Here is a 19,861-nt window from a genome sequence, read left to right as displayed (position 1 = left end):
GGTGGACCTTGGAGAATGACGGTATCGACATCAATGAAGCGATTGTTCTATATCTGCGCCGTTACCCCGGTAGCAATGGAGTTGAGTTCGAGGAGCATTTCGGATCAAGGGCTACGGTTGCAAATGAGAGGGTGCATGCGATTCTTAACGAAGCGATGAGGGTGGAGCCTGACTGGAGTCGCATGAGCCTCAATGAGGCTGGGGACTATGTCGAAGCTGTGATGCACGAAAGGCATCCGATTCTCACGAAACAATCACTCACGGCTATCGGCAATTTTTACACCTTTCAGATGCGTTAAGTTTGAACCCGGAGTCAAAAGTAGTGGGCAGCGACCGCATGCGAAGATGGCGTAAACGAGGCGCTATTAGGTACTGCTTTCCATGATGATCACGGACCGCTCCTCAGACGATAAATCTGTGGCGCTTCAAAGTGAAATCGATCGTTTGTCGGAAAGGCTCGGCGTGCGTCCCATGCCGGTTGGCTTCCGGACGACCGATGGTTTGAACATTTTCGTTGCCGAGGACGGTTCCTACCACTACACCTTCTACGAGCGCGGAAAACTCGGCTTCGACCGGGCGGGCAGCCTCGATGACCTTCTCTACTGGTACACCGAAGGGGTGGTTACGAGCCATGCCGCTAAGCAAGTCGGCGACCGAGCGCAACGTTTCAAATACGAGTATCAGATTTTGAGTCAATTCAATGTTGACTGGGCAAAGAGACGCGTCCGCGACCTCGCAGCGATGTTCCGTAATGGCCAGCCAGAGGACATCGCCTTACTCCCTGACATCGGCGAACCGTTATGACACCTGCAGGCCCCGCCTAGCTGTTGGTCCAGCGGTCGAAAGCAACCTCCATGTCGGGACAGAATGTCCCGACCGCAGCGCCCATGATCTGACCCGCTTGCGCGGACGCGTAGCCGTTGCTCGCCACCGTCGGGTAGATGGTGTCGAAGTCGGTGCCGCCGCGCGCTTGCTGGCAGACGTTGTTCCCGATGTCGACAATCCTGCCCGGATTGTCGTACGGCACATGCAACACGTTCAGTGTGTGCAGATAAGCGCCGACGGAGATGGGATCGGGGTCGGCGTGGGCTGTGGGCGCGAGCCACACCAGCCCGGTCAGCGATGTGGCAATCAGTGCCGACGGAGACAAGGCCTTGCCGTGGCCGATGCCGGCCGACACTCTCGGGTCCATGGACAGGGAGCGTAAATGCTGCGAAGCGAAGTTTTATGTGTTTTCGGCGATCCACGTAGTGGTGAAGCGCAGCATCTCGGGGATGCCCTCCGCCAAACCTGCCCCGATGGACTTTTCGAGTTTGCCGCCCACCAAAGGGATTTTGACGTTCACCTGAAGGGCGGCGCGCAGTTGCGAACCGCTGTCATCCGTCGGCGCCAGCCACGTATCCGCGTGGCCTGATCCCAATCCGCCCGAAGCGGACACGGTGACCCGCCCACGCACCTGGCGATCGCTGTCCGGACGCCACGTCTCGGTCTGCACGATCTTCACCTCGCCGGTAACGAATTTGGCGACCAGCCCGGGCAGGAGCTGACGACCGAGGCGTTGAGTCGTGCGCACCGTCACCGTGCCGTCGGGGTCGGCCACCAGTGAATCCAAGGTGGTGTCGGCGGCACCGGCCGCGATGCGGGCCAGCCAATAGTCCTCGCGGCCGAACGCGGCATGAATCTGCTCAACGCTGGCGGGCGACTCGGTCAGGACGTCGAATGAGCGCGACATATCGGACCATTCTTGCAGAGGCGGATCGTCCGAGGCGGTGAAGCCGCCCCGCATCTACGCCTCGGGACCAGATCCCAACAGCCGCAACGGATGCAAGCCATCGACGTTGCCGACGAACGGCGGGTGGATGCTGTAGCCGAGCATGCGGCGGATGTCGTCGGAGACCGTGCGCGCGATGTCGCGCGACACCGACAACGTATAGGCCTCCATCGGCCGCAGCCACGGCTCACAGTATTGAGCGGTGATGGCCAGCCGCTCGTGGGCGGTGTTGTTGGCACCCCCGCCATGCCAGAGGGTGCCGACGAAGAAGACGCAGGAGCCGGCGGGCATGACCACCGGCAACGCCTCGTCGTCGGAGTCCGGCCGGCGCCTGCCCCACCGGTGGCTCCCCGGGTACAGGACCGTGGCGCCGTTGTCGGCGGTGAAGTCGTCGATCGCCCAGATCGTGGCGGCCGCCAACGGCGCCCGAGGGCGTGGAATCGGGTAAAAGCCGTCGTCATGGTGAGCCAGCTGTGCGGCCTCGCCGGGCTGAATGTTGATGGCCTGCAACGCCGAAAGCAGATAGTTGGGCATTAGCAACCGGTCGAGAGCGGCGAGCACCCGGGGATGGTCGACAAGCCGATCGCACACCCGTGTCCTGCTCAGCACGCTGTAGATCCGCTGCGTACGGCGGCCCTCGAACGAGTTGCGTCCGGTATGCCCGAGCCACGGCCGCACGGTCTGGCGAATGTGCGCGCATTCTTCGGCGCTCAGCAGGTTCTCCCAGATGACGTAGCCGTCGCGGTCGAGGGCCGCCATGTCGGCTTCGGCGATCGCGCTGTCGATCGAACTTCCGCCCGTTGGCGTCCTCTTGTACCGCTGCGCCAGGTCGCCCCGAAGGTCCTCCAACGTGGTGACGGATTCGTCGTCGATGCTCATGGGTGCTCGTCCTTAGTCCACTGGCACTTCTGCCCAGACTAGGCCGAGTCCGGTTCGACTCACACCCCAATCGCCGGCGCGTTAACCCCGAAGGCCGGTGATGAAGCGTTGCACGCTTCGGCTCAGCGACCGTGGCACATGGTCGGGGTCCATCAGCTCGTTCTCGGCCAGCGGGCCCGCCTCATCGGCCACGGTGCGCTCGGTGAAGGGCTGCAACGTCTTGCCGTCGCCTCGAAGCGCCTCGACGGCCTTGTGCACCGACCGGTGTTCGGCGATCGCTCTGTTGAGCTCGCCGGGCGACACACCTAAGTGCTCGGCCACCAAACCGTTTCGCACGGAGGCGATTTCACGGCGCACGTCATCGTCGGAACTCGCCGGCGGCGCCTCGATGGCCACATCGCATTCGCTGTCGAATCCCAATGACCGGTTGTTGAAATTCGACGACCCGATCCGCAGCAGCCGATCGTCGACCACCAGCACCTTGGAGTGGATGTAGATCGGCGCACCGCGGTCGGTCACCGGCCAGTAGATGCCCAACCGGTCATGCTCGTCGGCCCCCCACAGCTGGTGAAGCAGGAGGTGGCGTGCGCTGTCCATCGTTCCCCGTTCGAGCGGGTTATTGCCTTTGCGCGCAAGAACGATGACGATCTCGGGGCCGTCGGCTTCCCGCAGCCGCGCCGCCAGGGCGTCGGCGATGGTGCGCGACGCCAGGTATTGGTTCTCCACGTAGATGGTGTCGCGGGCCGCCGCTATGGCGGCAAGGTTGAGCGCCTCGACCTCGCGGACCTCGGGGCGATCGTCCAGTTCGGGCAGGGTGAGCGCGATCCCGATGTCCACGTTGCGCAGCGTCGGTTCCAGCTTGCCGGGCCACGCGCTGTGCCGTGCCTCCACGGGCGCCAACGCTTGTTTCGTCGCCGTTTGCCACCGCGCCAACGCTTGCTCGCCAAGGGCCCGCGCCGCCGCACCGTCGACCGCGGCCGCGACGTCGTGCCGTGGCCCGTAGCTGCGGCGTGCCGTGCGGCGGTGGCGGTTGACATGCTCATGGGCGCGGGTGTCCCAGCGGTCAAGGGTGAGGTCGATGCCGCCGCAGAAGGCCACCGCGTCGTCGACGACGACGATCTTCTGATGATGCACCGAGCCGAGCGGATGGGCGCCGTCGATGGCGAAATGCATTCGCTTACTGCTGATCTGGTTCACCAGCGATACCGGGGCAAGCCCGTACCAGAGGCCATCGAAGGCCGGGAGCAGACGCAAATTGGACTTCAGCAGGTAGATGTCCAGACCCGGCCGCTTCCACAGCATCCAATAAAGGAAGGTGCCCAGCTGGTTCGGGCCGGGCAGGGTCTTGCGGCCGCGCTCGAACGTCACTCGGGAGTCGAAATCCCAGCCGATCAGCATGATTCGGCGGCGGGCGCGCAGCATCGCCGCCTTGGCGTGTTTGAAGTAGTCCGCCGCATCGACGATGGGGGCGAACTTGTCGGCACGCGCCGTACGCCAGCACGTCTGGCCGGGACTCAGCAGTCGATCGTCGTGCACCGCTGGGGCTCTCAACAGGGTTGATGGGTCAGCGCGGACATAGCCACTGTGTACCACACCCAGGCCCTTCGCCCAGGTGGCCAAGGGCTGCCGGCGCCAGGACCGCGGCTCTGTACCAAGATGAAAGCCATGCGCATCCCTGTAGTGCTTGCGGGCTTCGTCGTCTTCATCGGTGTGGCCACGCCTGCGCACGCCGATCCGGCCGGCAATTCAGCCGCGGATGTGAGCTTCCTGACCGCGCTCAACAAGGCCGGCATCACCTATGAGAGCCCCGCCACCGCGGTCGGGGTCGGCAAAAGGGCGTGCGAGCTGATGGACCAGGGCCATCCCCAGGTCGACGTCATCCACAACGTGTCGTCGAGCAATCCGGGGTTCACCGTGGACGGCGCCGCGCAGTTCACCATGATCGCCGCGAGCGCTTACTGCCCCCAGCACCTAGGGCAGCCGGTTACACCGACTGGAAGCTGAGCTCCACCTCGGAGCGGGTGCGGACCTGATCGGTGCCGGGCACGTAGATCGGCACGGTGTGGGGAACGGTGGTGCCTCCTTTGACCCGGGCCTGGGCCTGCCGAAACTCCGGTGTCGGGCCCGCCGCGGCGTTGATCCCGTTGATGATCGACCACACCGCGGTACGACGGGCGGTGCGTTCGATGATGTTGGGGTCACGGTGCTGCAGCAGCTGCTTGGCCCATTTCGGCATCGTGTCGCGAATGGCCCAATCGACGGCCGCCTGCGGCATGGGGACGTTGGGGCCGGTGCCCATCGCTTTCCCATGAGTCACAGCCAATTTCGGCAAGTACGACTCCAGGCACTCGAGCGTCTCGGCCTTGGTGGTCGGCAGATCGGTACCGCCCAGGGCGTGTCCGACCCGGACGAACTCGCCGTAATAGCGGTCGAGGTTCTTGCCGCGCAACGGCATTGGGTGATAAAGCTCGTGCGCGGTGGCCAGCCCCCAGACGACCGTCGCGTAGTTCCATCGCAGCCACTCGGGATCGTCGGCGTCGTAGCGGGCTCCGTCGGGACGGGTGCCCTTGATGGTGTGATGCATCGCGCGCACGGACGTCGCCAGGCGCTCGGCGGTTTCCGTCGACCCGTACGCCGTGCCGATGAAGAAGGCGACCGAGTGGCCCAGCCGCGTCGCGGCGCCCTCGGGGTCGATCTGCGGCACGCGCGATATCGGGTTTCCGTTGCTGTCGCGCTTGATCAGGCGCGAATGGTGCATGCCCATCCAGTAGATCGACGGGTCCAGGGATTCCATGAAGGCGGCGCAATACAGGCCGAAGATCAAGGCGGGCAGGTGCGAATGCACGCGCCACACGGCGCTGTCGGGACCGAACCAGCCCGGATCGCCGACGGGCGCGGCGAATTCCATGCCGCGGAAGAAGCGCCGCCGCATGGTGTCGTCCAACCGCTTGTTGATCATCTGCCCGACTATCTGGTGTGGCAGGAACACGAATCACTCCCTCGGGACTTCTGGTCACGACTGTAACCAGAATATGTTTTGGTTACGGGTGTGACAAGACCCGCGCCGTGTCGACCTACGCTGTAGGGATGTCGAGTCCCACCCGGTGGGCCGGTGTACCGCTCAAGGACCGCCGCGCCGAGCGTCGTGCGCTGCTCGTCGAGGCCGCGTATCGCCTGTTCGGCAGCGGGGGCGAGGCCGCCGTCTCGGTGCGCTCGGTCTGCCGGGAGTGCGGGTTGAATACCCGGTATTTCTACGAGAGCTTCGGCGACACCGACGATCTGCTCGGCGCGGTGTACGACCGGGTGAGTGAGCAGCTCGCCGAGGTGATCGCGGCCGCTATCGAGGAGGCGGGGGATTCGCTGGGCGCGCGCACCCGCGCCGGCATCGCGGCCGTGCTGGGCTTCTCCTCGGCCGATCCGCGGCGCGGCCGCGTGTTGTTCACCGATGCGCGCACCAACCGGGTGCTGGCCGCTCGCCGCCGCGCCACCCAGGACATGTTGCGCCAGGGGGTACTGACCGAGGGCTGGCGTCTCAACCCGGGTTCCGATCCGGTGGCCGCCGAGGTCGCCGCGGCGATGTACACCGGCGCGATGGCCGAGCTTGCCCAGCAGTGGCTCGCCGGTCATTTGGGCAATGATCTCGACGCGGTCGTCGATTACGCTTTGAAGCTGGTGTTGCGGTAGCGGGGAGTGCGGTGATGGGCCAAATCGAACATGCGATGGACCCGGTACGGCGCGTCCTCGGGCGCAAGGTCAGCATCGGCGGGCTGATCGAGCTGGCCGTGTGGCTCGCGATTCCCTACCTCTGTATCGGTTTCGCGTGGACCGTTTTTCACCCCGAGCAGACCCAGCGAATTCAGGCAAGGATAGAAGTGGTGTCACCCGCCGCCGACGCCTTCGCCTTCGGTGTGGCCACGGTGCTGTGGCCGGCCGCGCTGCAGATCGCCGACGCATGCCCGGCGCCATGACCGCCGTTCGGAGCGAATGCGTGCGCGAGACGGGCGTTTGCTCCTAGGCTCAGGGATTATGTCAATCGACCGGTTCGGCCTCTCCGCGGGCACCATTCGGCTCGCCTCTGGCGTTTCGTTTCTCGTTGATCCCCTGCGCGCAAACAAGTTGTGGGGCGACCCCGAGGAGCCGACGCCGACGGCGCGACTGTTGCTGCGATCGATGGGTTATCGCGACGCGCTGATCGGTGCACTGCTGGCGGGCGCGGCGCTGCGCGGCAAGAACACCCGCGGCTGGTTCCTGGCCTCCGCCGGGGCCGACGTGGCCGACCTGGTCGGCGGGTTGAGCGTGCACAGCGAGTTGAAGCCCTCGCAGCAACTGATCGGCCTGGGCGGCGCCGTCGTCGGGATCGTCACTGGGCTGTGGGGCGCGGTACGTCCGGCCAGGCGGACGGCCGAAGCGCCAGAGCCTGCCTGAGCGCTGACAGCCGAGCGGAGATGCTGTTGACTGAGCGGCATGGGTTTCGGTGTGCTGACATTTGTTACCGACGAGGGCATCGCTCCGGCGGACTTGGGTAAGGCGCTCGAGCAGCGCGGTTTTGAATCGCTCTTTCTCGCCGAGCACTCGCACATTCCGGTCGACGCGAAAACTCCGTACCCCAGCGGGGGACCGATTCCGCGAAAGTACTACCGCACACTCGATCCGTTTGTCGCGCTGACGGCGGCGGCGGCCGTCACCGAGAGGCTCCTCGTGGGCACCGGCATCGCGTTGGTGCCGCAGCGCGATCCGATCCACGTCGCCAAGGAGGTTGCGTCGCTGGACCTGGTGTCGCAGGGTCGATTCCGCTTCGGCGTGGGCGTGGGGTGGCTGCGCGAAGAGATCGCCAACCACGGCGTCGATCCCGCGGTCCGGGGACGCGTGGTCGACGAGCGCCTCGACGCGATGATCCAGATCTGGACGAGCGAAAAGGCCGAATTTCATGGTGAATTCGTGGACTTCGACCCCATCTACAGCTGGCCCAAGCCCGTGCAGCAACCGTATCCGCCGCTGTATCTGGGCTGTGGACCCGCGGGCTTCAAACGCATCGCCCGGCTCAACGCGGGCTGGCTCTCGATGACAGGCTCGGCGGGAGAGCTAGCACCGCAGCTGGACCAACTGCGCGAGCTGGTCGGCCAGGACGTGCCGGTGATCCACTTCCACGGCGGGGAGGCCACGGCGGCTGAGCTCGAGGGCTACCGAGATCTGGGATTGCAACACCTCTTGGTGAACCTGCCGACGGAACCGCGGGATCAGACGCTGCAACGCCTCGATGAGTTGCAGGACGAGTTCGCTAAGCTAGCGTAAGGCTAAGTGCCGCAGAAGGTTTGGTACTGCCCGAAGTCCTCGGGGGCGGGACTGGCGTAGCGCTCCCAACCGGGCCGTTCCACGTACGGCTCGGTCACCGCCGCCAGGAGCCGCTCGACGGGCGCGAGATCGCCGTCCGTCGCCGCGGTGAGGGCCTCCTCGACCAGATGGTTGCGCGGGATATAGATCGGGTTGGTGCGATCCATCGCGTCGGCGTCGGGGCGCAATGCTTGCCAGCGCGCCAACCACGCGTCAAAGCCGGCCAGGTCCATGAACAGTCCGCGCGCGGGCTCCGCGTCGCCTCGCGCCACATGGCTGAGCTGTCGGAAGAACGACGTGTAGTCGACGTGGTTCTGTTTGAGCAGAAGGAGTAGCTCCTCGACCAAGGCCGTGGCGAATTCGGCGTCGACGCCGGCGGAGAGGCCGAGTTTGGCCCGCATGCCCGAGGTCCACACCGCGTCGTAGCGGGCTTGGAACACCCCGAACGACTGCTCCGCCAGTGCGATGGACTCCTCGCTGCTGTCCGACAGCAACGGAAGGAGTGTCTCGGCGAAGCGCGCGAGGTTCCAACCGGCGATGACCGGCTGGTTGCCGTAGGCGTAGCGGCCCCAGAAATCGATCGAACTGTAGACCGTGTCCGGGTCGTAGGCCTCCATGAACGCGCAGGGACCATAGTCGATCGTTTCCCCGGAGATCGTCATGTTGTCGGTGTTCATCACCCCGTGAACGAACCCGACCAACATCCACTGGGCGATCAGCGCGGCCTGGACCGCGACGACCGCTTCGAACAATGCGAGATAAGGGCGTTCGGCCTCGGCCGCGGCGGGATGGTGGCGGGCGATTGCATGGTCGGCGAGGCGGCGCAGCAGGTCCTTGTTGCCGGTGGCCGCGGCGTATTGGAAGCTGCCCACCCGCAGGTGGCTGCTGGCCACCCGGGTCAGCACGGCGCCCGGCAGTGTGGTCTCGCGATACACCGGGCGGCCGGTGCCGACCACGGCCAACGACCGTGTCGTCGGAACGCCCAACGCGTGCATCGCCTCGCTGACGATGTATTCGCGCAGCATCGGTCCGACGGCCGCCAGGCCGTCCCCGCCCCGGGCGAACGGTGTGGCTCCGGAGCCTTTCAGGTGGATGTCGCGCAGCCGCCCGTCGGTGTCGACGAGCTCGCCGAGGAGCAGCGCGCGCCCGTCGCCCAATCGAGGGACGAAGCCGCCGAACTGATGCCCCGCATAGGCCTGGGCGACGGGGGCGGCCCCGCTGGGCACCAGGTTGCCCGTCAGGAAGCGCAGCCCGTCGTCGCCGCGCAGCCAGGCTGCGTCGAGCCCGAGGCTCTCGGCGAGCCGGTCGTTGAGCACGAGCAACCGCAACCCGGGAAATGTCTCGGCTTGCCAGCGGACCGCCATTTCCGGCAATTCGCGGAAGAACCGGTCTTGCAGGGCAACGGTGGTGTCCGGGGCAACGCTCATTTGATCGAGCCTACGGAAACTCAGCCGACGGCATGTCCGATGAGGTCGCGGGCGCGATCGAGCATGGAGGCAAACGGGCCGAGTGCAAAGTTCAGCTTTGCCGACTCGACGCCCGGGTGGGGGTGGGTCGGCGCGATGGCTTCGGCGGCGCGCACCGCCGTGCCCATCCGCTTGAGATCGTCGTCGTCGAGCTGGCGTGTGAGGACCGGGAATTCCTCGGTCTCCTCCTGCTTGGCGTGCTCGAGCACGGCCTCGCGCAGTTTGGTGAGTTCGTCGATGAACCGCTGCGAGGTGACGTCGAGCTGCTCGATCTGCGACAGCAGCTCCTTGGCCCCATGCTCTTCATTCAGGCGGGCGTCGACGATGGCGTCGCCGTCGTCGGCCTCCTTGCGTGCGCGCGGGTGCACGATCATTTCCTCGGCGGTTTCATGGACCGCCAGCAGTTGGCGCAGCGCCGCGAACGGCTCTTCCCGCGCTTTGGGATCCGTAGCGTGCAGCACCTGGTCAAACATGTCCTCGATGAGGTTGTGCTGTGCTTTCAGGAACGCGACGACCTCGTCGGGTGACTGGATAATCATGTCGGCCATCGCCGATACCTCCAGTGATCGGGGGTTGTGAAACGCACGCTGGGCTGTGTGCGGCTTGGCAAGGTATACCCGCTGCACAAACGGCCAAACGGCGCCCCGCGGTGCGGGACGCCGTTCGGTAGGGCTAACTTAAACCGGGATACGTTGGGGAACAATATATTTCGTCGCCAAACCCGGTGCCCACAGGTCGGCGAAGGGGCTAGACGCCGCGGTCGCGAGGGGTGGTCGGTGCGACGCCGGGGCGCGCGGCGGCGTCCTTGCGGCGCATCAGCCCGGCAAGCCCGCCCAAGCCGAGGAGGCCGAGAAGGCCCCACAGTCCGCTGTTGTCGCTGTGCTGACTATTGTCATTGTCCGCCAACGTCGTTGTGGTCGGCGACGGCGCCGGAGCGCTCGGAACGGCGGCATTGGCGACACCTGCTCCACCGAACAACAGCGCCCCGGTGGTTGAAACGATTGCAATGGCCCTACGCATGTTTACTCCTAATGGGTTTTCTCGGTCGCGGCCAGACGGCTGATCGAGAGGCATTTGGGGACCAGGGTGCTCTAGTCTCCGCAGGAAACGGCGTCGGCCGGCGGCCGCGACGTCCAGGAAGGTGGCTACCCCGGGCGGCCACGGCGAAACTCGGCGGCGGGTCCGTTTCGTTTGCTGGCCCGTCCGGCGATTCGCCGCTCCGCTCAGGAACTCCGCGGGCGGCGCGGCCGAGGCGTCAGCACGTCCGCGGGGGGATTGCCCGACCAGTTGTTCGGGACATCGCTACGGTTAAGGGGCACACGCCCGCCGTTCGAAACCACGAGAAGACGACAGATCAGCGAAATGTACGAACAGGTCAACAGCAGCGCCGCCGCACCCGAAGACATCGGCTCTCGCATCGACCCGGTACTGGCCCGAAGCTGGCTACTGGTCAACGGCACGCATCCCGACCGGTTCCAGTCCGCGGTGGACTCGCGCGCCGACATCGTCGTTTTCGACATCGAGGACGCGGTCGCGCCCAAGGACAAGCACGTCGCGCGCGACAACGTGGTGAGTTGGCTGGGCGCCGGCAACGTGGACTGGGTCCGCATCAACGGCTTCGGCACCCCCTGGTGGGCGGACGACCTGGCCGCCCTGGCCACCACCCCGGTCGGCGGGGTGATGCTGGCGATGGTCGAATCGGTCGACCACGTCACCGAGACGGCGAAGCGGCTGCCCGACGTGCCGATCGTGGCCCTGGTCGAAACGGCCCGAGGCCTTGAGCGCATCACCGAGATCGCCGCGACCAAGGGAACCTTCCGGCTGGCGTTCGGTATCGGGGACTTCCGCCGAGACACCGGCTTCGGGGACGACCCGGCGACGCTGGCCTACACGCGATCTCGCTTCACCATCGCCTCCAAGGCCGCCGACCTGCCCAGCGCGATCGACGGCCCGACCATCGGCTCCAATCCGCTGAAACTGATCGAGGCCACGGCGGTCTCCACCCAGTTCGGGATGACCGGCAAGATCTGCCTGACACCCGACCAGTGCGCCGTCGTCAATGAGGGTCTGTCGCCGTCGCAGGACGAAATTTCTTGGGCGAAAGAGTTTTTCGCCGAGTTCGAACGTGACGGGGGAGAGATCCGCAACGGCTCCGATCTGCCCCGCATCGCTCGGGCGACCAAGATCCTCGAGCTGGCTCGCGCGTACGGTATCGAGGCGTTGGACATCGACGAGGAAGAGCGCGATCACTCACCCGCGCCGTCGGACACCTATCACTACTGAGTGTCAGGCCGCATGTCGCGCGAGCGCGACGCCGACGCGGACTTCGAGCTTGCTCATCGTGATGGTGGGGCCGCGCGGCGGCGCCGTCGAACAGTAGGTTGTGCCCGTGGGCGTCGTGAAAAGCGCCGTATGGGTGTGGTTTTCGTCGACGCTCGTGCTCACCCGCCACCCCGCATTTTCCTTGACGTAGTTGCAGTGTTCGCACAATCCGAGGCCGTTGTCCGCGGTGGTCGGGCCGCCGTCGGCCCACGGCTGCGCGTGGTCGCGGTGCCTGATCGGCGCGTCGCAGTAGGGAGTGCGGCAGTGTTGATCGCGGAGCCCGATGAACGCGGCCAGGCCCTGCGGGAAGAGTCGCGCTCGTGACTCCATGGCCACCAGCGCCCCGGATTGGGGATGCGTGTAGAGCCTGCGCAGGGTCGCTCGCGAACGTCGATCGGCGGCGGCCTCGGCGACCATGCTGCGCGCGACCGACGCGGGGATGGGGCCGTAGCCGGCGACGTCAGCCGGCGCATCGTCACCGCCGAGCAGCGTCTCGTCGGTCAGCGCGAGGTTGACCGCGACCGGGGTGGGGACCGTTGCGCTGCGGCCGGTGACCCTTTCCACCAGGGTGTCGGCCATCACCTGCCCGCGCGTTCGCCCGTCGCCGCAGGTGTCTGCCTCGCGGCGCAGCGTGGCATACACCGAAACCCCCTGAGCCACCGGCAATAACGCGGTGACATAGCTCATGGTGTCGGGCGCCGGGCGGATGGTGACGGTGCGGTCTTCCTCGGCCTTGGCCGCCCGCTCGACGATGGCGTGCGGATCGAGCCGGTAGGCGATCGCCTTCGCGGCCGCGGCCACTCGCGCGTCGCCCATGCCGCTCAGGCTCGACGGGTCGGCACACATCTCGGCGTCCAAGGCGCGACGGTCCTCGACGTCCAGGCATGCGCTCTCGCGCACGATCAGCGTCGCCCGCCACTCCGACAGGGCCCCGCATTCCAGGGCGGCCAGCGTATGCGGCATCTCGTGCACCAGGGCTTTGGCGAAACCCAGATGCCGGCCGCCCCGCGCGGGGGAGTCCCGTCGCGCCAGGGCGACCTCGCTTGCCACGCCGCGTCCGCGGCGCGCGGCGGGCACCCCGGTGGCCGCTTCGGTGGCTCGACGCGCCGCGTCCAGGGCGGCCGCCGCCCGGGCCTGGCCGGCGGCCGCCGCGGACTTGAGCGTCTCCAGCTCGGCGATGAGCTCTACCAGCGACGATTCGTCGGCTGCCGGATCGACGGCGGTCAATTCCTCGAACATACTTTCGATAGTAATTGTGCCCACTGACAAGCGGGCCCATGGCTACTCTGGGCATGTGAGCCCCAGAGGGCGGATCCGAGTCGTGCGGGTCTACGACGACGTCGGCGCTGACGAGGGTCAGCGCGTGCTGGTCGATCGGGTCTGGCCGCGCGGCATGCGCAAAGACGACCCGCGGGTGGGCATCTGGTGCAAGGAGGTCGCACCCTCGAAGGACCTCCGCGAGTGGTACCAACACCGGGCCGAACGATTCGACGAGTTCACCTCCCGTTACGAGGCGGAACTGCGCGACAGCGCCGCGCTGGCGGAGTTGCGCAAGCTTGCCAAGCGGGGTCCGGTCACGTTGGTCACGGCCACCCGCGAGGTGGACATCAGCCAGGCGGTCGTCCTGGCGAAGCTCCTCGGAGCCCACTGACATGAGCGACGCGGAACGCGTCCTCCCCCGGGAATTGACTGATCTTCCCGAGGAGATCCGCGGCGTCCCGCCGCCGCCGATCCCGGACCTGCCCGAGCCGTACGGTTTGCGTCTTGCCGAGCCGGACGCCGACGCCGAGATGATCGCGGAGTGGATGGGCCGCCCGCACCTGGTCGAAGCCTGGGAGTCCCACTGGCCGGTGGCGCGGTGGCATCGATACCTGCGGGCGCAGCTCGACGGGGGCTTTTCTCGTCCATTCCTGGCGCTGCACGACGGGGTGGACCGCGCCTATATCGAGTTGTACAGGGCGGCAAAGGATTCCATCGCCACCCGCTACGACCACGACCCCTACGATCTGGGCTTGCACGTCGCGGTCGCCGATTTGGATTACATCCAGCGTGGACACGTCGGTTACCTGCTGCCGCACTTGGTGGGCAGCATCTTCACGCTCGATCCCCGGTGTCGCCGAATCATGTTCGACCCCGACCACCGCAATGCGTTGGCGCGCAAGTTCTGTGAGCGCGGCGGCTGCGCATTCCTCGGCGAACACGACATGGCGAATCGGCGCATGGCCCTGTACGTGCTGCCCCGCACCCCCGACGACGTCCCGCGCGCCTGACTCAGAACAGCTCGGCGAGGCGCTGCCCGATGAACGCCGCCGCTACGCCCAACACCACGCTGACGACGATGTTGGCGAGCGAGGAGCGCAGCTGGCGCTCCTCGCCGAGTCGCTGCGTTTCCAGCATCCAGGTCGAAAACGTGGTGTAGGCGCCGACGAACGCCGTGCCGGCCAGCAGGGCGGCCTCCTTGTTGAGCGCCAAACCCCCGAGAAATCCGAGAAGCGCTGCGCCACTGATGTTTACGACGAGCGTGCCGAACGGGAACGGCCGGGACACCCGGCGCGCGACCGCACGGTCGATCACAAAGCGCAGCACCGATCCGACGCCGCCGATGAACGCGACGCCCAGCCACACCACGGCAGTCGTCGCGGTGGTCATCGGCGCACCCGCACCCGGCGCACCAACTTGGTGGCCAGGTGCACCGCCAGCAGCCCGAGCACGATGCTGGCGACGGTGTAGCCGACGGCCAGCCCCCAATGACCGTGCTCGATCATCCTCACCGTCTCGACCTGCATCGTGGAGAAAGTCGTTAAACCGCCGCACAATCCGGTGCCCAGCAGCGGGCGCCGATAGCTCGACGTCGGCAACCGCTCCAGCAGCCGGGTGGTGAAGTAGCCCACCAGAAACGCCCCGACGATGTTGACCGTGAACGTCGGCCACGGCCAGCTCTCTGGGTGGCCACCGGCGAGGTCGCTCAGGGCGGCCCGGGCCAGGGAGCCCAGCGCCCCACCGGCAAACACCGCGGCCAATTCGCGATAGTCCCGTTGCGCCACTGGCGTCGATTCCCTTCGTTTGCCGGTGCGCTACGCAGCGTATGGCGGGAGTCCAGGCCGGCGCAGGCCGGGGGCGCCGGGAGACGGGCAGAATTGGTAACCATGGTGGCCAACCCTCGCGCCGGTCAGCCGGCCCAACCCGAAGACCTTGTCGATCTGCCCCACCTGGTGACGGCCTATTACTCGATTCAGCCCGATCCCGGCGACGTCGCCCAGCAGGTGGCATTCGGCACGTCGGGCCACCGCGGGTCGGCGCTCAATGGGGCGTTCAACGAGGCGCACATCCTGGCGATCACCCAGGCCATCGTCGAGTACCGCGCCGCCCACGGCATTACAGGCCCGTTGTTCATCGGCCGGGACACGCACGGCCTCTCCGAGCCGGCCTGGGTCTCCGCGCTGGAGGTGCTGGCCGCCAACGACGTCGTCGCCATGATCGATTCCCGCGACCGGTACACGCCGACCCCGGCGGTCAGCCACGCCATTCTCACCTACAACCGCGGTCGCACCGACGCGCCGGCCGACGGGATCGTCGTGACGCCGTCGCACAACCCGCCCTCGGACGGGGGCTTCAAATACAACCCGCCCAACGGCGGCCCGGCCGACACCGACGCCACCAACGCAATCGCCAAGCGCGCCAACGAGATTCTGCGCGACGGCTCGGGCGTCAAGCGCATCCCGCTGGCCCGCGCGCTACAGACCGCGCAGCGCCACGACTACCTCGGTAACTATGTCGACGACCTGCCCAACGTGGTCGACATCGATGCCATCCGCGCGGCCGGGGTGCGGATCGGCGCCGACCCGCTGGGCGGGGCGAGCGTGGACTACTGGGGCGAGATCGCCACCCGTCACCGCTTGGATCTGACCGTGGTCAATCCGCTGGTCGACGCGACATGGCGGTTTATGACGCTCGACCACGACGGCAAGATCCGGATGGACTGCAGCTCACCGGACGCGATGGCGGGACTCATCCGCGGGATGTCCGACAACCCCGGCCGCTACCAGATCGCCACGGGCAACGATGCCGACTCGGACCGCCACGGCATCGTCACGCCCGACGCGGGGCTGCTCAACCCGAACCACTACCTGGCGGTGGCCATCGAATACCTGTACACGCAGCGGCCGTCGTGGCCGGGCGGCATCGCGGTCGGCAAGACCGCGGTCAGTTCGTCGATGATCGACCGGGTGGTCGCCGGCATCGGCCGCAAGCTCATCGAGGTGCCGGTCGGCTTCAAGTGGTTCGTCGACGGCCTGATCGAGGGCGGCATCGGCTTCGGCGGCGAGGAATCGGCCGGTGCGTCGTTCCTGCGGCGCGACGGGTCCGTGTGGACCACCGACAAGGACGGCATCATCCTGGCCCTGCTGGCCTCGGAAATGCTGGCCGTCACGGGGAAGAGTCCCTCCCAGCGCTATCAACAGTTGACCGCCGAATACGGCACGCCGTTCTACGCGCGGGTCGACGCGCCCGCCGACCGCGACCAAAAGGCCCGGCTCGCCAAGCTGTCCGCCGACGAGGTGACCGCGACGGTACTGGCGGGGGAGCCCATCACCGCCAAGCTGACCGCGGCACCCGGGAATGGGGCCGCATTGGGCGGATTGAAGGTGACGACAGCCAACGCGTGGTTTGCCGCGCGACCGTCGGGAACCGAAGACGTGTACAAGATTTATGCGGAATCTTTCAACGGAGAAGAGCATTTAGCCGAGGTGCAAGAAACTGCGCGCGAGGTAGTTAATAAAGTCATTGGGTGACCCTTTCCCTCCGCCTTACCCGTCCGGGGGGACGCGCGTCGCGTTCGACCCGTCTGCCGCGCGAAGTTTGGATCCTTAGCTGGGCAAATATCATGGTCGCGCTTGGTTACGGAGTCATTTCACCGGCGCTGCCGTCTTTCGCCCGCAGTTTCGGCGTCAGCATCAAGGCGGTGACCTTCTTGGTCACCGTCTTTTCGTTGGCCCGCCTGTGTTTTGCGCCGGTCAGCGGGCAGCTGGTCCAGCGGCTGGGGGAGCGGCGGATCTACATCGGCGGGATGGTGATCGTCGCGGTCTCCACCGGCGCGTGTGCGTTTTCCCAGGCTTACTGGCAATTGATGGCTTTCCGCGTCATCAGCGGAATCGGATCGACAATGTTTTATGTTTCGGCGCTGGGACTGATGATCCATATCAGCCCGCCCGACGCCCGCGGACGGGTCGCGGGCCTTTTCACCACGTCGTTCATGGTCGGGGCCGTGGGCGGCCCGGCCGTCGGCGCCCTGGCGGCCGGTTGGGGGCTCACCGCGCCGTTCATCGTGTACGGCGTCGCTTTGCTCGGTGTGGCGGTGGTGCTGTTTTTCGGCTTGCGGAATTCGGCCCTGGCGGCCCCGGGGCCGCCGACGCGGTCGACGGTGACGATGCGAGAGGCGTTGCGCGTGCGCGCCTATTGGTCCTCGCTCGGGGCCAATTTCGCGACCGGTTGGTCGGCGTTCGGCCTTCGTGTCGCCCTGGTCCCCTTGTTCATCACCGACGTCATGGGCCGCGGCGTCGGCGTCATCGGCATTGCGCTCGCGGCATTCGCCGGGGGCAACGCGCTGGCCATGATTCCCAGTGGCTACCTGTCCGACCGGATGGGACGGCGCACGTTGATGATCGTGGGCCTGGCGTTGTCCGGCGCGGCGACCATCTTCTTGGGCGCGGCGTCGTCATTGCCGAGGTTTCTGGTCGCCGCGGTGGTGGTGGGGGCGGTGACGGGCATCTACATGTCGCCGATGCAGGCCGCCGTCGCCGACATCCTGGGCAGTGAGGCGCGCGCGGGCAGTCCGGTGGCGGCCGTGCAGATGATGTCCGACCTGGGCGCGATCGTCGGATCCATGACGCTCGGTTGGGTCGCCGAGCGGCTGAGCTACGGCTGGGGTTTCGTCATCAGCGGCATCGTTTTGCTGATCGCCGCGGTGGGCTGGGTGGTGACGCCGGAGACCCGGACGGTGCCCGTTCCGGAGCCCGACCCCTTGCCGTCTCCGCACACGCTGAATCTTCCTGAGCAGCAACTTTGAAGGACGGTTACCGGTGGTGTAGCTTCGATGAGCACGACTTGGGGCTATGGCGCAGCTGGTAGCGCACCACACTGGCAGTGTGGGGGTCAGGGGTTCGAGTCCCCTTAGCTCCACCGAAATAACTGGGCGCATCGCGCCGATCGACGTCGCGGATTTAGCAGAATGCGGCGGTCATGAAACTCCCGCCGGCCACGAGCGCGATGACGAGCGCGGCGGTCTCGTGTCCCGTCGACGCCGCGGCGACGACGCCGGCGACCGCGCTGATGAATATCGTGACGGCCAGAAACGCCATGAACAGCCGGTGCGAATTGACCGCCGCGCCGGAACGAGGCGTGACCATGGCCTTGTTCGTACGATTCACGCCCACCATGAAATCTCCTTGGTTGTGACGCCCGCAACATATCACGCGCAGATGTGGCCTGCATCACACATCACTGGGCGCGCCGTGGTATCAGTCCGGTATCATTCGGCTATGGGAATGACTCTTCGGCCCAGTGAACAGCAGGCGGAAGCGCTGCGCAGGCAGGCCAGTGTGGAAGGCCGATCGATGCAGGCCGTCGCGCTGTCGGCCATCGACGAGTACATCGCCCGGCGGGCGCACAAGGCCAAGGTCGCCGATGCGCTGCAGCGCGTGCTTCGCGAGGAGGCAGGTGTTCTGGAGCGCCTCAAGGACGCATGACGGACTATCTGGACCTCGAGGATCTTCTGGAAATTGCCCGAAAAGCCGTCGGAGTGGACGTCATTGTCCGGGATTACGGCTTGCTTGAATCCGCTCTGGCGCGTCCTCGAGCCTCCATCTTCGGCCAGGACGCCTACCCGGATCCCCACGTCAAGGCCGCCGCACTGCTGCATTCGCTGACACGGAATCACGCGCTGGTGGACGGGAACAAGCGACTCGGGTGGGCGGCCTGCCGGACGTTCCTGGCAATCAACGCCCAGTGGATCAGTGCGCCCGAGGACGATCGCTTCGATTTGGTGATCCGGGTGGCCACCGGTGCGATGGCCGGTCTCGACGACATTGCGGCACAACTGCGCGGCTGGAGCCACCCGTGACCGCTGCGAACCACGCCGGCTTCGGGCAACGCCGTTATGCGGCGCGATCCGCCAATTAGGTTTTCGTCTTGGGTCGCATTAATCTAGCCCGCGGTTCGATTGCGACTCAGGAAAGCAGCCATGCCTGTTCAGCCCACGTTGCTGCGCCGACAAGCGTCGCGCGGCGTTCGTCGACAGCGGGTCGTCCCCCGCGTGAAGTGTCCGATGGTCGGTCAGTGCTTCGACATCGAAGTCACCCGCGACGCCGACGGATGGGCGATCACCGTCCCCGAGATCGGCAGGTCCACCCGCACGACAAGTCGGGCCGCTGTGGAACTGGCCGCGCGCGAATGCATCGCAACCTGGACCGGCATCCCGATCGGTTATGTCGCCGTCTACGTCGTGAGCGAAATCGCCTAACGGTCGAGGGCGCGTTGTTGTCGGGCGGCCTGCAGGATCGAGCCGGCGGTGACGAACGCGGGTTTGTCGCGATCCTTGGCCTCGACGGGCAGTCCGGCCGCGCGGCGCAGCACCATCAGTGCAAGCCCGCTGTATGTCGCATAAGGAACGATCAAAAGGTTCACCCGCTCCTCGCCGCCGATGAACGTCATCACGTGCTGGCGCTTGTGTTCCCATCCGTGCCAGTTGAAATCGGGCGGTCGTTGTAGTGCCGGCCAGTTGACGTTGACAGAGCAGATGTCGCCGAGCAGGGGTGTCAGCGCCGCGACAAGGCCGGGTAATTCGTTGGTGATGCGGTCGGCGCGTGGCCACCACGCTCCGTCGATGTCGCCGCCTAACTGGCGGGCTACCGAGACCCGGACGGGGACGGCCGTGCGTCGGCTCGCCGTGCGATACACAGATTGTTCCTAAGTTCGGCATCGCTCGTCCGCGGTCGCGTGGCGAGTGGAGGAATCGCATTGCCTTTGGGTGTTCACTGCGCCCATTGCGGTGGAACACCGCGGACAACGAAACGGCTCACCTACGACGCTACCCCAC

The 19,861-nt window shown here is 66.4% G+C and carries 28 protein-coding genes and 1 tRNA gene; 16 read left to right on the top strand and 13 right to left on the bottom strand.

The window, feature by feature from the left end:
• Positions 1-8: 8 nt before the first annotated feature.
• Both OCU_RS43600 and OCU_RS43595 read left to right on the top strand, forming a co-directional pair.
• Complete coding sequence (locus tag OCU_RS43600; RefSeq protein WP_225331029.1) at positions 9-299, top strand: hypothetical protein; 291 nt, start codon at positions 9-11, stop codon at positions 297-299.
• 172 nt (positions 300-471) lie between these two features.
• Positions 472-804 carry a hypothetical protein gene (locus tag OCU_RS43595; protein ID WP_036459506.1) on the top strand — a complete coding sequence of 111 codons (333 nt, stop codon included), beginning with the start codon at positions 472-474 and terminating at the stop codon, positions 802-804.
• Between the two features lie 16 nt (positions 805-820).
• On the opposite strand, the gene OCU_RS43590 is transcribed toward OCU_RS43595, so the two are convergent.
• From OCU_RS43590 to OCU_RS43575, 4 genes are all read right to left on the bottom strand, one after another.
• Positions 821-1,180 (bottom strand): DUF732 domain-containing protein, encoded by a 360-nt coding sequence (locus OCU_RS43590; protein ID WP_014380826.1) that lies wholly within the window; start codon positions 1,178-1,180, stop codon positions 821-823.
• 45 nt (positions 1,181-1,225) lie between these two features.
• Positions 1,226-1,732 carry a DUF2505 domain-containing protein gene (locus OCU_RS43585; protein WP_036459517.1) on the bottom strand — a complete coding sequence of 169 codons (507 nt, stop codon included), beginning with the start codon at positions 1,730-1,732 and terminating at the stop codon, positions 1,226-1,228.
• A gap of 54 nt (positions 1,733-1,786) precedes the next feature.
• Entirely contained in the window at positions 1,787-2,650 is an 864-nt protein-coding gene (locus tag OCU_RS43580) for a phytanoyl-CoA dioxygenase family protein (RefSeq protein ID WP_014380824.1), read from the bottom strand.
• 81 nt (positions 2,651-2,731) lie between these two features.
• Complete coding sequence (locus OCU_RS43575) at positions 2,732-4,186, bottom strand: phospholipase D-like domain-containing protein (RefSeq protein ID WP_014380823.1); 1,455 nt, start codon at positions 4,184-4,186, stop codon at positions 2,732-2,734.
• 129 nt (positions 4,187-4,315) lie between these two features.
• Between OCU_RS43575 and OCU_RS43570 the strand changes: the two genes are divergently transcribed.
• Positions 4,316-4,654 (top strand): DUF732 domain-containing protein, encoded by a 339-nt coding sequence (locus OCU_RS43570; RefSeq protein WP_014942721.1) that lies wholly within the window; start codon positions 4,316-4,318, stop codon positions 4,652-4,654.
• On the opposite strand, the gene OCU_RS43565 is transcribed toward OCU_RS43570, so the two are convergent.
• A complete protein-coding gene (locus tag OCU_RS43565; protein WP_014380821.1) occupies positions 4,635-5,639 on the bottom strand; it encodes an oxygenase MpaB family protein in 1,005 nt (334 codons plus the stop codon). The genes OCU_RS43570 and OCU_RS43565 overlap by 20 nt on opposite strands.
• A gap of 98 nt (positions 5,640-5,737) precedes the next feature.
• Between OCU_RS43565 and OCU_RS43560 the strand changes: the two genes are divergently transcribed.
• From OCU_RS43560 to OCU_RS43545, 4 genes are read left to right on the top strand one after another with little or no spacing between them, the layout of a single operon-like run.
• The gene (locus OCU_RS43560; protein WP_014380820.1) at positions 5,738-6,334 is read left to right on the top strand and encodes a TetR/AcrR family transcriptional regulator; all 597 of its coding nucleotides are present in this window, start codon (positions 5,738-5,740) and stop codon (positions 6,332-6,334) included.
• Between the two features lie 14 nt (positions 6,335-6,348).
• On the top strand, positions 6,349-6,618 hold the full coding sequence (locus OCU_RS43555; RefSeq protein WP_014380819.1) for a hypothetical protein: 270 nt from the start codon (positions 6,349-6,351) through the stop codon (positions 6,616-6,618).
• Positions 6,619-6,676: 58 nt separating this feature from the next.
• Complete coding sequence (locus OCU_RS43550; RefSeq protein ID WP_014380818.1) at positions 6,677-7,075, top strand: DUF4267 domain-containing protein; 399 nt, start codon at positions 6,677-6,679, stop codon at positions 7,073-7,075.
• Between the two features lie 39 nt (positions 7,076-7,114).
• Positions 7,115-7,942, top strand: coding sequence for an LLM class F420-dependent oxidoreductase (locus tag OCU_RS43545; protein WP_009955146.1), 828 nt, complete (start codon positions 7,115-7,117; stop codon positions 7,940-7,942).
• 2 nt (positions 7,943-7,944) lie between these two features.
• Here the strand turns inward: OCU_RS43545 and OCU_RS43540 are convergent, their stop codons facing one another.
• From OCU_RS43540 to OCU_RS50640, 3 genes are all read right to left on the bottom strand, one after another.
• Entirely contained in the window at positions 7,945-9,408 is a 1,464-nt protein-coding gene (locus OCU_RS43540; RefSeq protein WP_014380817.1) for a protein adenylyltransferase SelO, read from the bottom strand.
• 20 nt (positions 9,409-9,428) lie between these two features.
• Complete coding sequence (locus tag OCU_RS43535) at positions 9,429-9,995, bottom strand: hemerythrin domain-containing protein (protein ID WP_008259311.1); 567 nt, start codon at positions 9,993-9,995, stop codon at positions 9,429-9,431.
• 199 nt (positions 9,996-10,194) lie between these two features.
• Positions 10,195-10,467 carry a WGxxGxxG family protein gene (locus OCU_RS50640; RefSeq protein ID WP_014380816.1) on the bottom strand — a complete coding sequence of 91 codons (273 nt, stop codon included), beginning with the start codon at positions 10,465-10,467 and terminating at the stop codon, positions 10,195-10,197.
• Positions 10,468-10,809: 342 nt separating this feature from the next.
• On the opposite strand from OCU_RS50640, the gene OCU_RS43530 reads away from it, so the two are divergent.
• The gene (locus tag OCU_RS43530) at positions 10,810-11,730 is read left to right on the top strand and encodes an HpcH/HpaI aldolase/citrate lyase family protein (RefSeq protein ID WP_009955149.1); all 921 of its coding nucleotides are present in this window, start codon (positions 10,810-10,812) and stop codon (positions 11,728-11,730) included.
• A gap of 3 nt (positions 11,731-11,733) precedes the next feature.
• Here the strand turns inward: OCU_RS43530 and OCU_RS43525 are convergent, their stop codons facing one another.
• Positions 11,734-13,008, bottom strand: a complete 1,275-nt coding sequence (locus OCU_RS43525) for an HNH endonuclease (RefSeq protein ID WP_014380815.1) — start codon at positions 13,006-13,008, stop codon at positions 11,734-11,736.
• Positions 13,009-13,063: 55 nt separating this feature from the next.
• Here OCU_RS43525 and OCU_RS43520 point away from each other — a divergent pair, with 55 nt between their 5' ends.
• Both OCU_RS43520 and OCU_RS43515 read left to right on the top strand, forming a co-directional pair.
• Complete coding sequence (locus tag OCU_RS43520) at positions 13,064-13,420, top strand: DUF488 domain-containing protein (protein ID WP_036459502.1); 357 nt, start codon at positions 13,064-13,066, stop codon at positions 13,418-13,420.
• A gap of 1 nt (position 13,421) precedes the next feature.
• Positions 13,422-14,039, top strand: a complete 618-nt coding sequence (locus OCU_RS43515; protein ID WP_014380813.1) for a GNAT family N-acetyltransferase — start codon at positions 13,422-13,424, stop codon at positions 14,037-14,039.
• Between the two features lies 1 nt (position 14,040).
• Here the strand turns inward: OCU_RS43515 and crcB (OCU_RS43510) are convergent, their stop codons facing one another.
• Positions 14,041-14,418, bottom strand: a complete 378-nt coding sequence (gene crcB / locus OCU_RS43510; RefSeq protein WP_009954680.1) for a fluoride efflux transporter CrcB — start codon at positions 14,416-14,418, stop codon at positions 14,041-14,043.
• Positions 14,415-14,813, bottom strand: coding sequence for a fluoride efflux transporter CrcB (gene crcB, locus OCU_RS43505; RefSeq protein ID WP_008259297.1), 399 nt, complete (start codon positions 14,811-14,813; stop codon positions 14,415-14,417). The genes crcB (OCU_RS43510) and crcB (OCU_RS43505) overlap by 4 nt, the downstream gene beginning before the upstream one ends.
• Before the next feature lie 102 nt (positions 14,814-14,915).
• Here crcB (OCU_RS43505) and pgm point away from each other — a divergent pair, with 102 nt between their 5' ends.
• From pgm to OCU_RS43490, 3 genes are all read left to right on the top strand, one after another.
• Positions 14,916-16,559 (top strand): phosphoglucomutase (alpha-D-glucose-1,6-bisphosphate-dependent), encoded by a 1,644-nt coding sequence (pgm, locus tag OCU_RS43500; RefSeq protein WP_014380812.1) that lies wholly within the window; start codon positions 14,916-14,918, stop codon positions 16,557-16,559.
• Between the two features lie 92 nt (positions 16,560-16,651).
• The gene (locus OCU_RS43495) at positions 16,652-17,833 is read left to right on the top strand and encodes an MFS transporter (RefSeq protein ID WP_014380811.1); all 1,182 of its coding nucleotides are present in this window, start codon (positions 16,652-16,654) and stop codon (positions 17,831-17,833) included.
• Positions 17,834-17,873: 40 nt separating this feature from the next.
• Positions 17,874-17,946, top strand: a tRNA-Ala gene (locus OCU_RS43490).
• Positions 17,947-17,987: 41 nt separating this feature from the next.
• On the opposite strand, the gene OCU_RS43485 is transcribed toward OCU_RS43490, so the two are convergent.
• The gene (locus tag OCU_RS43485) at positions 17,988-18,203 is read right to left on the bottom strand and encodes a hypothetical protein (RefSeq protein WP_009954684.1); all 216 of its coding nucleotides are present in this window, start codon (positions 18,201-18,203) and stop codon (positions 17,988-17,990) included.
• Between the two features lie 102 nt (positions 18,204-18,305).
• Here OCU_RS43485 and OCU_RS43480 point away from each other — a divergent pair, with 102 nt between their 5' ends.
• The 3 genes from OCU_RS43480 to OCU_RS43470 all read left to right on the top strand — a co-directional run bounded on the left by OCU_RS43480 (position 18,306) and on the right by OCU_RS43470 (position 19,285).
• A complete protein-coding gene (locus OCU_RS43480; protein ID WP_014380810.1) occupies positions 18,306-18,512 on the top strand; it encodes a hypothetical protein in 207 nt (68 codons plus the stop codon).
• Positions 18,509-18,886: a type II toxin-antitoxin system death-on-curing family toxin gene (locus OCU_RS43475; protein WP_009954685.1), complete on the top strand. Its 378-nt coding sequence runs from the start codon at positions 18,509-18,511 to the stop codon at positions 18,884-18,886. Before OCU_RS43480 ends, OCU_RS43475 begins: the two co-directional genes overlap by 4 nt.
• A gap of 204 nt (positions 18,887-19,090) precedes the next feature.
• Positions 19,091-19,285, top strand: coding sequence for a hypothetical protein (locus OCU_RS43470; protein WP_014380809.1), 195 nt, complete (start codon positions 19,091-19,093; stop codon positions 19,283-19,285).
• Here the strand turns inward: OCU_RS43470 and OCU_RS43465 are convergent.
• Positions 19,282-19,722 (bottom strand): DUF5994 family protein, encoded by a 441-nt coding sequence (locus OCU_RS43465; RefSeq protein WP_009954687.1) that lies wholly within the window; start codon positions 19,720-19,722, stop codon positions 19,282-19,284. The genes OCU_RS43470 and OCU_RS43465 overlap by 4 nt on opposite strands.
• Between the last annotated feature and the right edge of the window lie 139 nt (positions 19,723-19,861).

It is taken from the genome of Mycobacterium intracellulare ATCC 13950 (genome assembly GCF_000277125.1).
Classification (GTDB): domain Bacteria; phylum Actinomycetota; class Actinomycetes; order Mycobacteriales; family Mycobacteriaceae; genus Mycobacterium; species Mycobacterium intracellulare.
The sequence above is the reverse complement of the archived record's forward strand: the minus strand, read 5'-3'. Positions and strand labels throughout refer to the sequence as shown.

What these genes read in the sequence shown, in the direction of transcription:
- OCU_RS43595 (WP_036459506.1), top strand. Translation starts at nt 472, where the DNA reads ATGCCGGTTGGCTTCCGGACGACCGATGGTTTGAACATTTTCGTTGCC.
- OCU_RS43585 (WP_036459517.1), bottom strand. Translation starts at nt 1,732, where the DNA reads ATGTCGCGCTCATTCGACGTCCTGACCGAGTCGCCCGCCAGCGTTGAG.
- OCU_RS43580 (WP_014380824.1), bottom strand. Translation starts at nt 2,650, where the DNA reads ATGAGCATCGACGACGAATCCGTCACCACGTTGGAGGACCTTCGGGGC.
- OCU_RS43570 (WP_014942721.1), top strand. Translation starts at nt 4,316, where the DNA reads ATGCGCATCCCTGTAGTGCTTGCGGGCTTCGTCGTCTTCATCGGTGTG.
- OCU_RS43560 (WP_014380820.1), top strand. Translation starts at nt 5,738, where the DNA reads ATGTCGAGTCCCACCCGGTGGGCCGGTGTACCGCTCAAGGACCGCCGC.
- OCU_RS43555 (WP_014380819.1), top strand. Translation starts at nt 6,349, where the DNA reads ATGGGCCAAATCGAACATGCGATGGACCCGGTACGGCGCGTCCTCGGG.
- OCU_RS43550 (WP_014380818.1), top strand. Translation starts at nt 6,677, where the DNA reads ATGTCAATCGACCGGTTCGGCCTCTCCGCGGGCACCATTCGGCTCGCC.
- OCU_RS43545 (WP_009955146.1), top strand. Translation starts at nt 7,115, where the DNA reads ATGGGTTTCGGTGTGCTGACATTTGTTACCGACGAGGGCATCGCTCCG.
- OCU_RS43540 (WP_014380817.1), bottom strand. Translation starts at nt 9,408, where the DNA reads ATGAGCGTTGCCCCGGACACCACCGTTGCCCTGCAAGACCGGTTCTTC.
- OCU_RS43535 (WP_008259311.1), bottom strand. Translation starts at nt 9,995, where the DNA reads ATGGCCGACATGATTATCCAGTCACCCGACGAGGTCGTCGCGTTCCTG.
- OCU_RS50640 (WP_014380816.1), bottom strand. Translation starts at nt 10,467, where the DNA reads ATGCGTAGGGCCATTGCAATCGTTTCAACCACCGGGGCGCTGTTGTTC.
- OCU_RS43530 (WP_009955149.1), top strand. Translation starts at nt 10,810, where the DNA reads ATGTACGAACAGGTCAACAGCAGCGCCGCCGCACCCGAAGACATCGGC.
- OCU_RS43525 (WP_014380815.1), bottom strand. Translation starts at nt 13,008, where the DNA reads ATGTTCGAGGAATTGACCGCCGTCGATCCGGCAGCCGACGAATCGTCG.
- OCU_RS43515 (WP_014380813.1), top strand. Translation starts at nt 13,422, where the DNA reads ATGAGCGACGCGGAACGCGTCCTCCCCCGGGAATTGACTGATCTTCCC.
- crcB (WP_009954680.1), bottom strand. Translation starts at nt 14,418, where the DNA reads ATGACCACCGCGACGACTGCCGTGGTGTGGCTGGGCGTCGCGTTCATC.
- pgm (WP_014380812.1), top strand. Translation starts at nt 14,916, where the DNA reads ATGGTGGCCAACCCTCGCGCCGGTCAGCCGGCCCAACCCGAAGACCTT.
- OCU_RS43495 (WP_014380811.1), top strand. Translation starts at nt 16,652, where the DNA reads ATGGTCGCGCTTGGTTACGGAGTCATTTCACCGGCGCTGCCGTCTTTC.
- OCU_RS43485 (WP_009954684.1), bottom strand. Translation starts at nt 18,203, where the DNA reads ATGGTGGGCGTGAATCGTACGAACAAGGCCATGGTCACGCCTCGTTCC.
- OCU_RS43480 (WP_014380810.1), top strand. Translation starts at nt 18,306, where the DNA reads ATGGGAATGACTCTTCGGCCCAGTGAACAGCAGGCGGAAGCGCTGCGC.
- OCU_RS43475 (WP_009954685.1), top strand. Translation starts at nt 18,509, where the DNA reads ATGACGGACTATCTGGACCTCGAGGATCTTCTGGAAATTGCCCGAAAA.
- OCU_RS43470 (WP_014380809.1), top strand. Translation starts at nt 19,091, where the DNA reads ATGGTCGGTCAGTGCTTCGACATCGAAGTCACCCGCGACGCCGACGGA.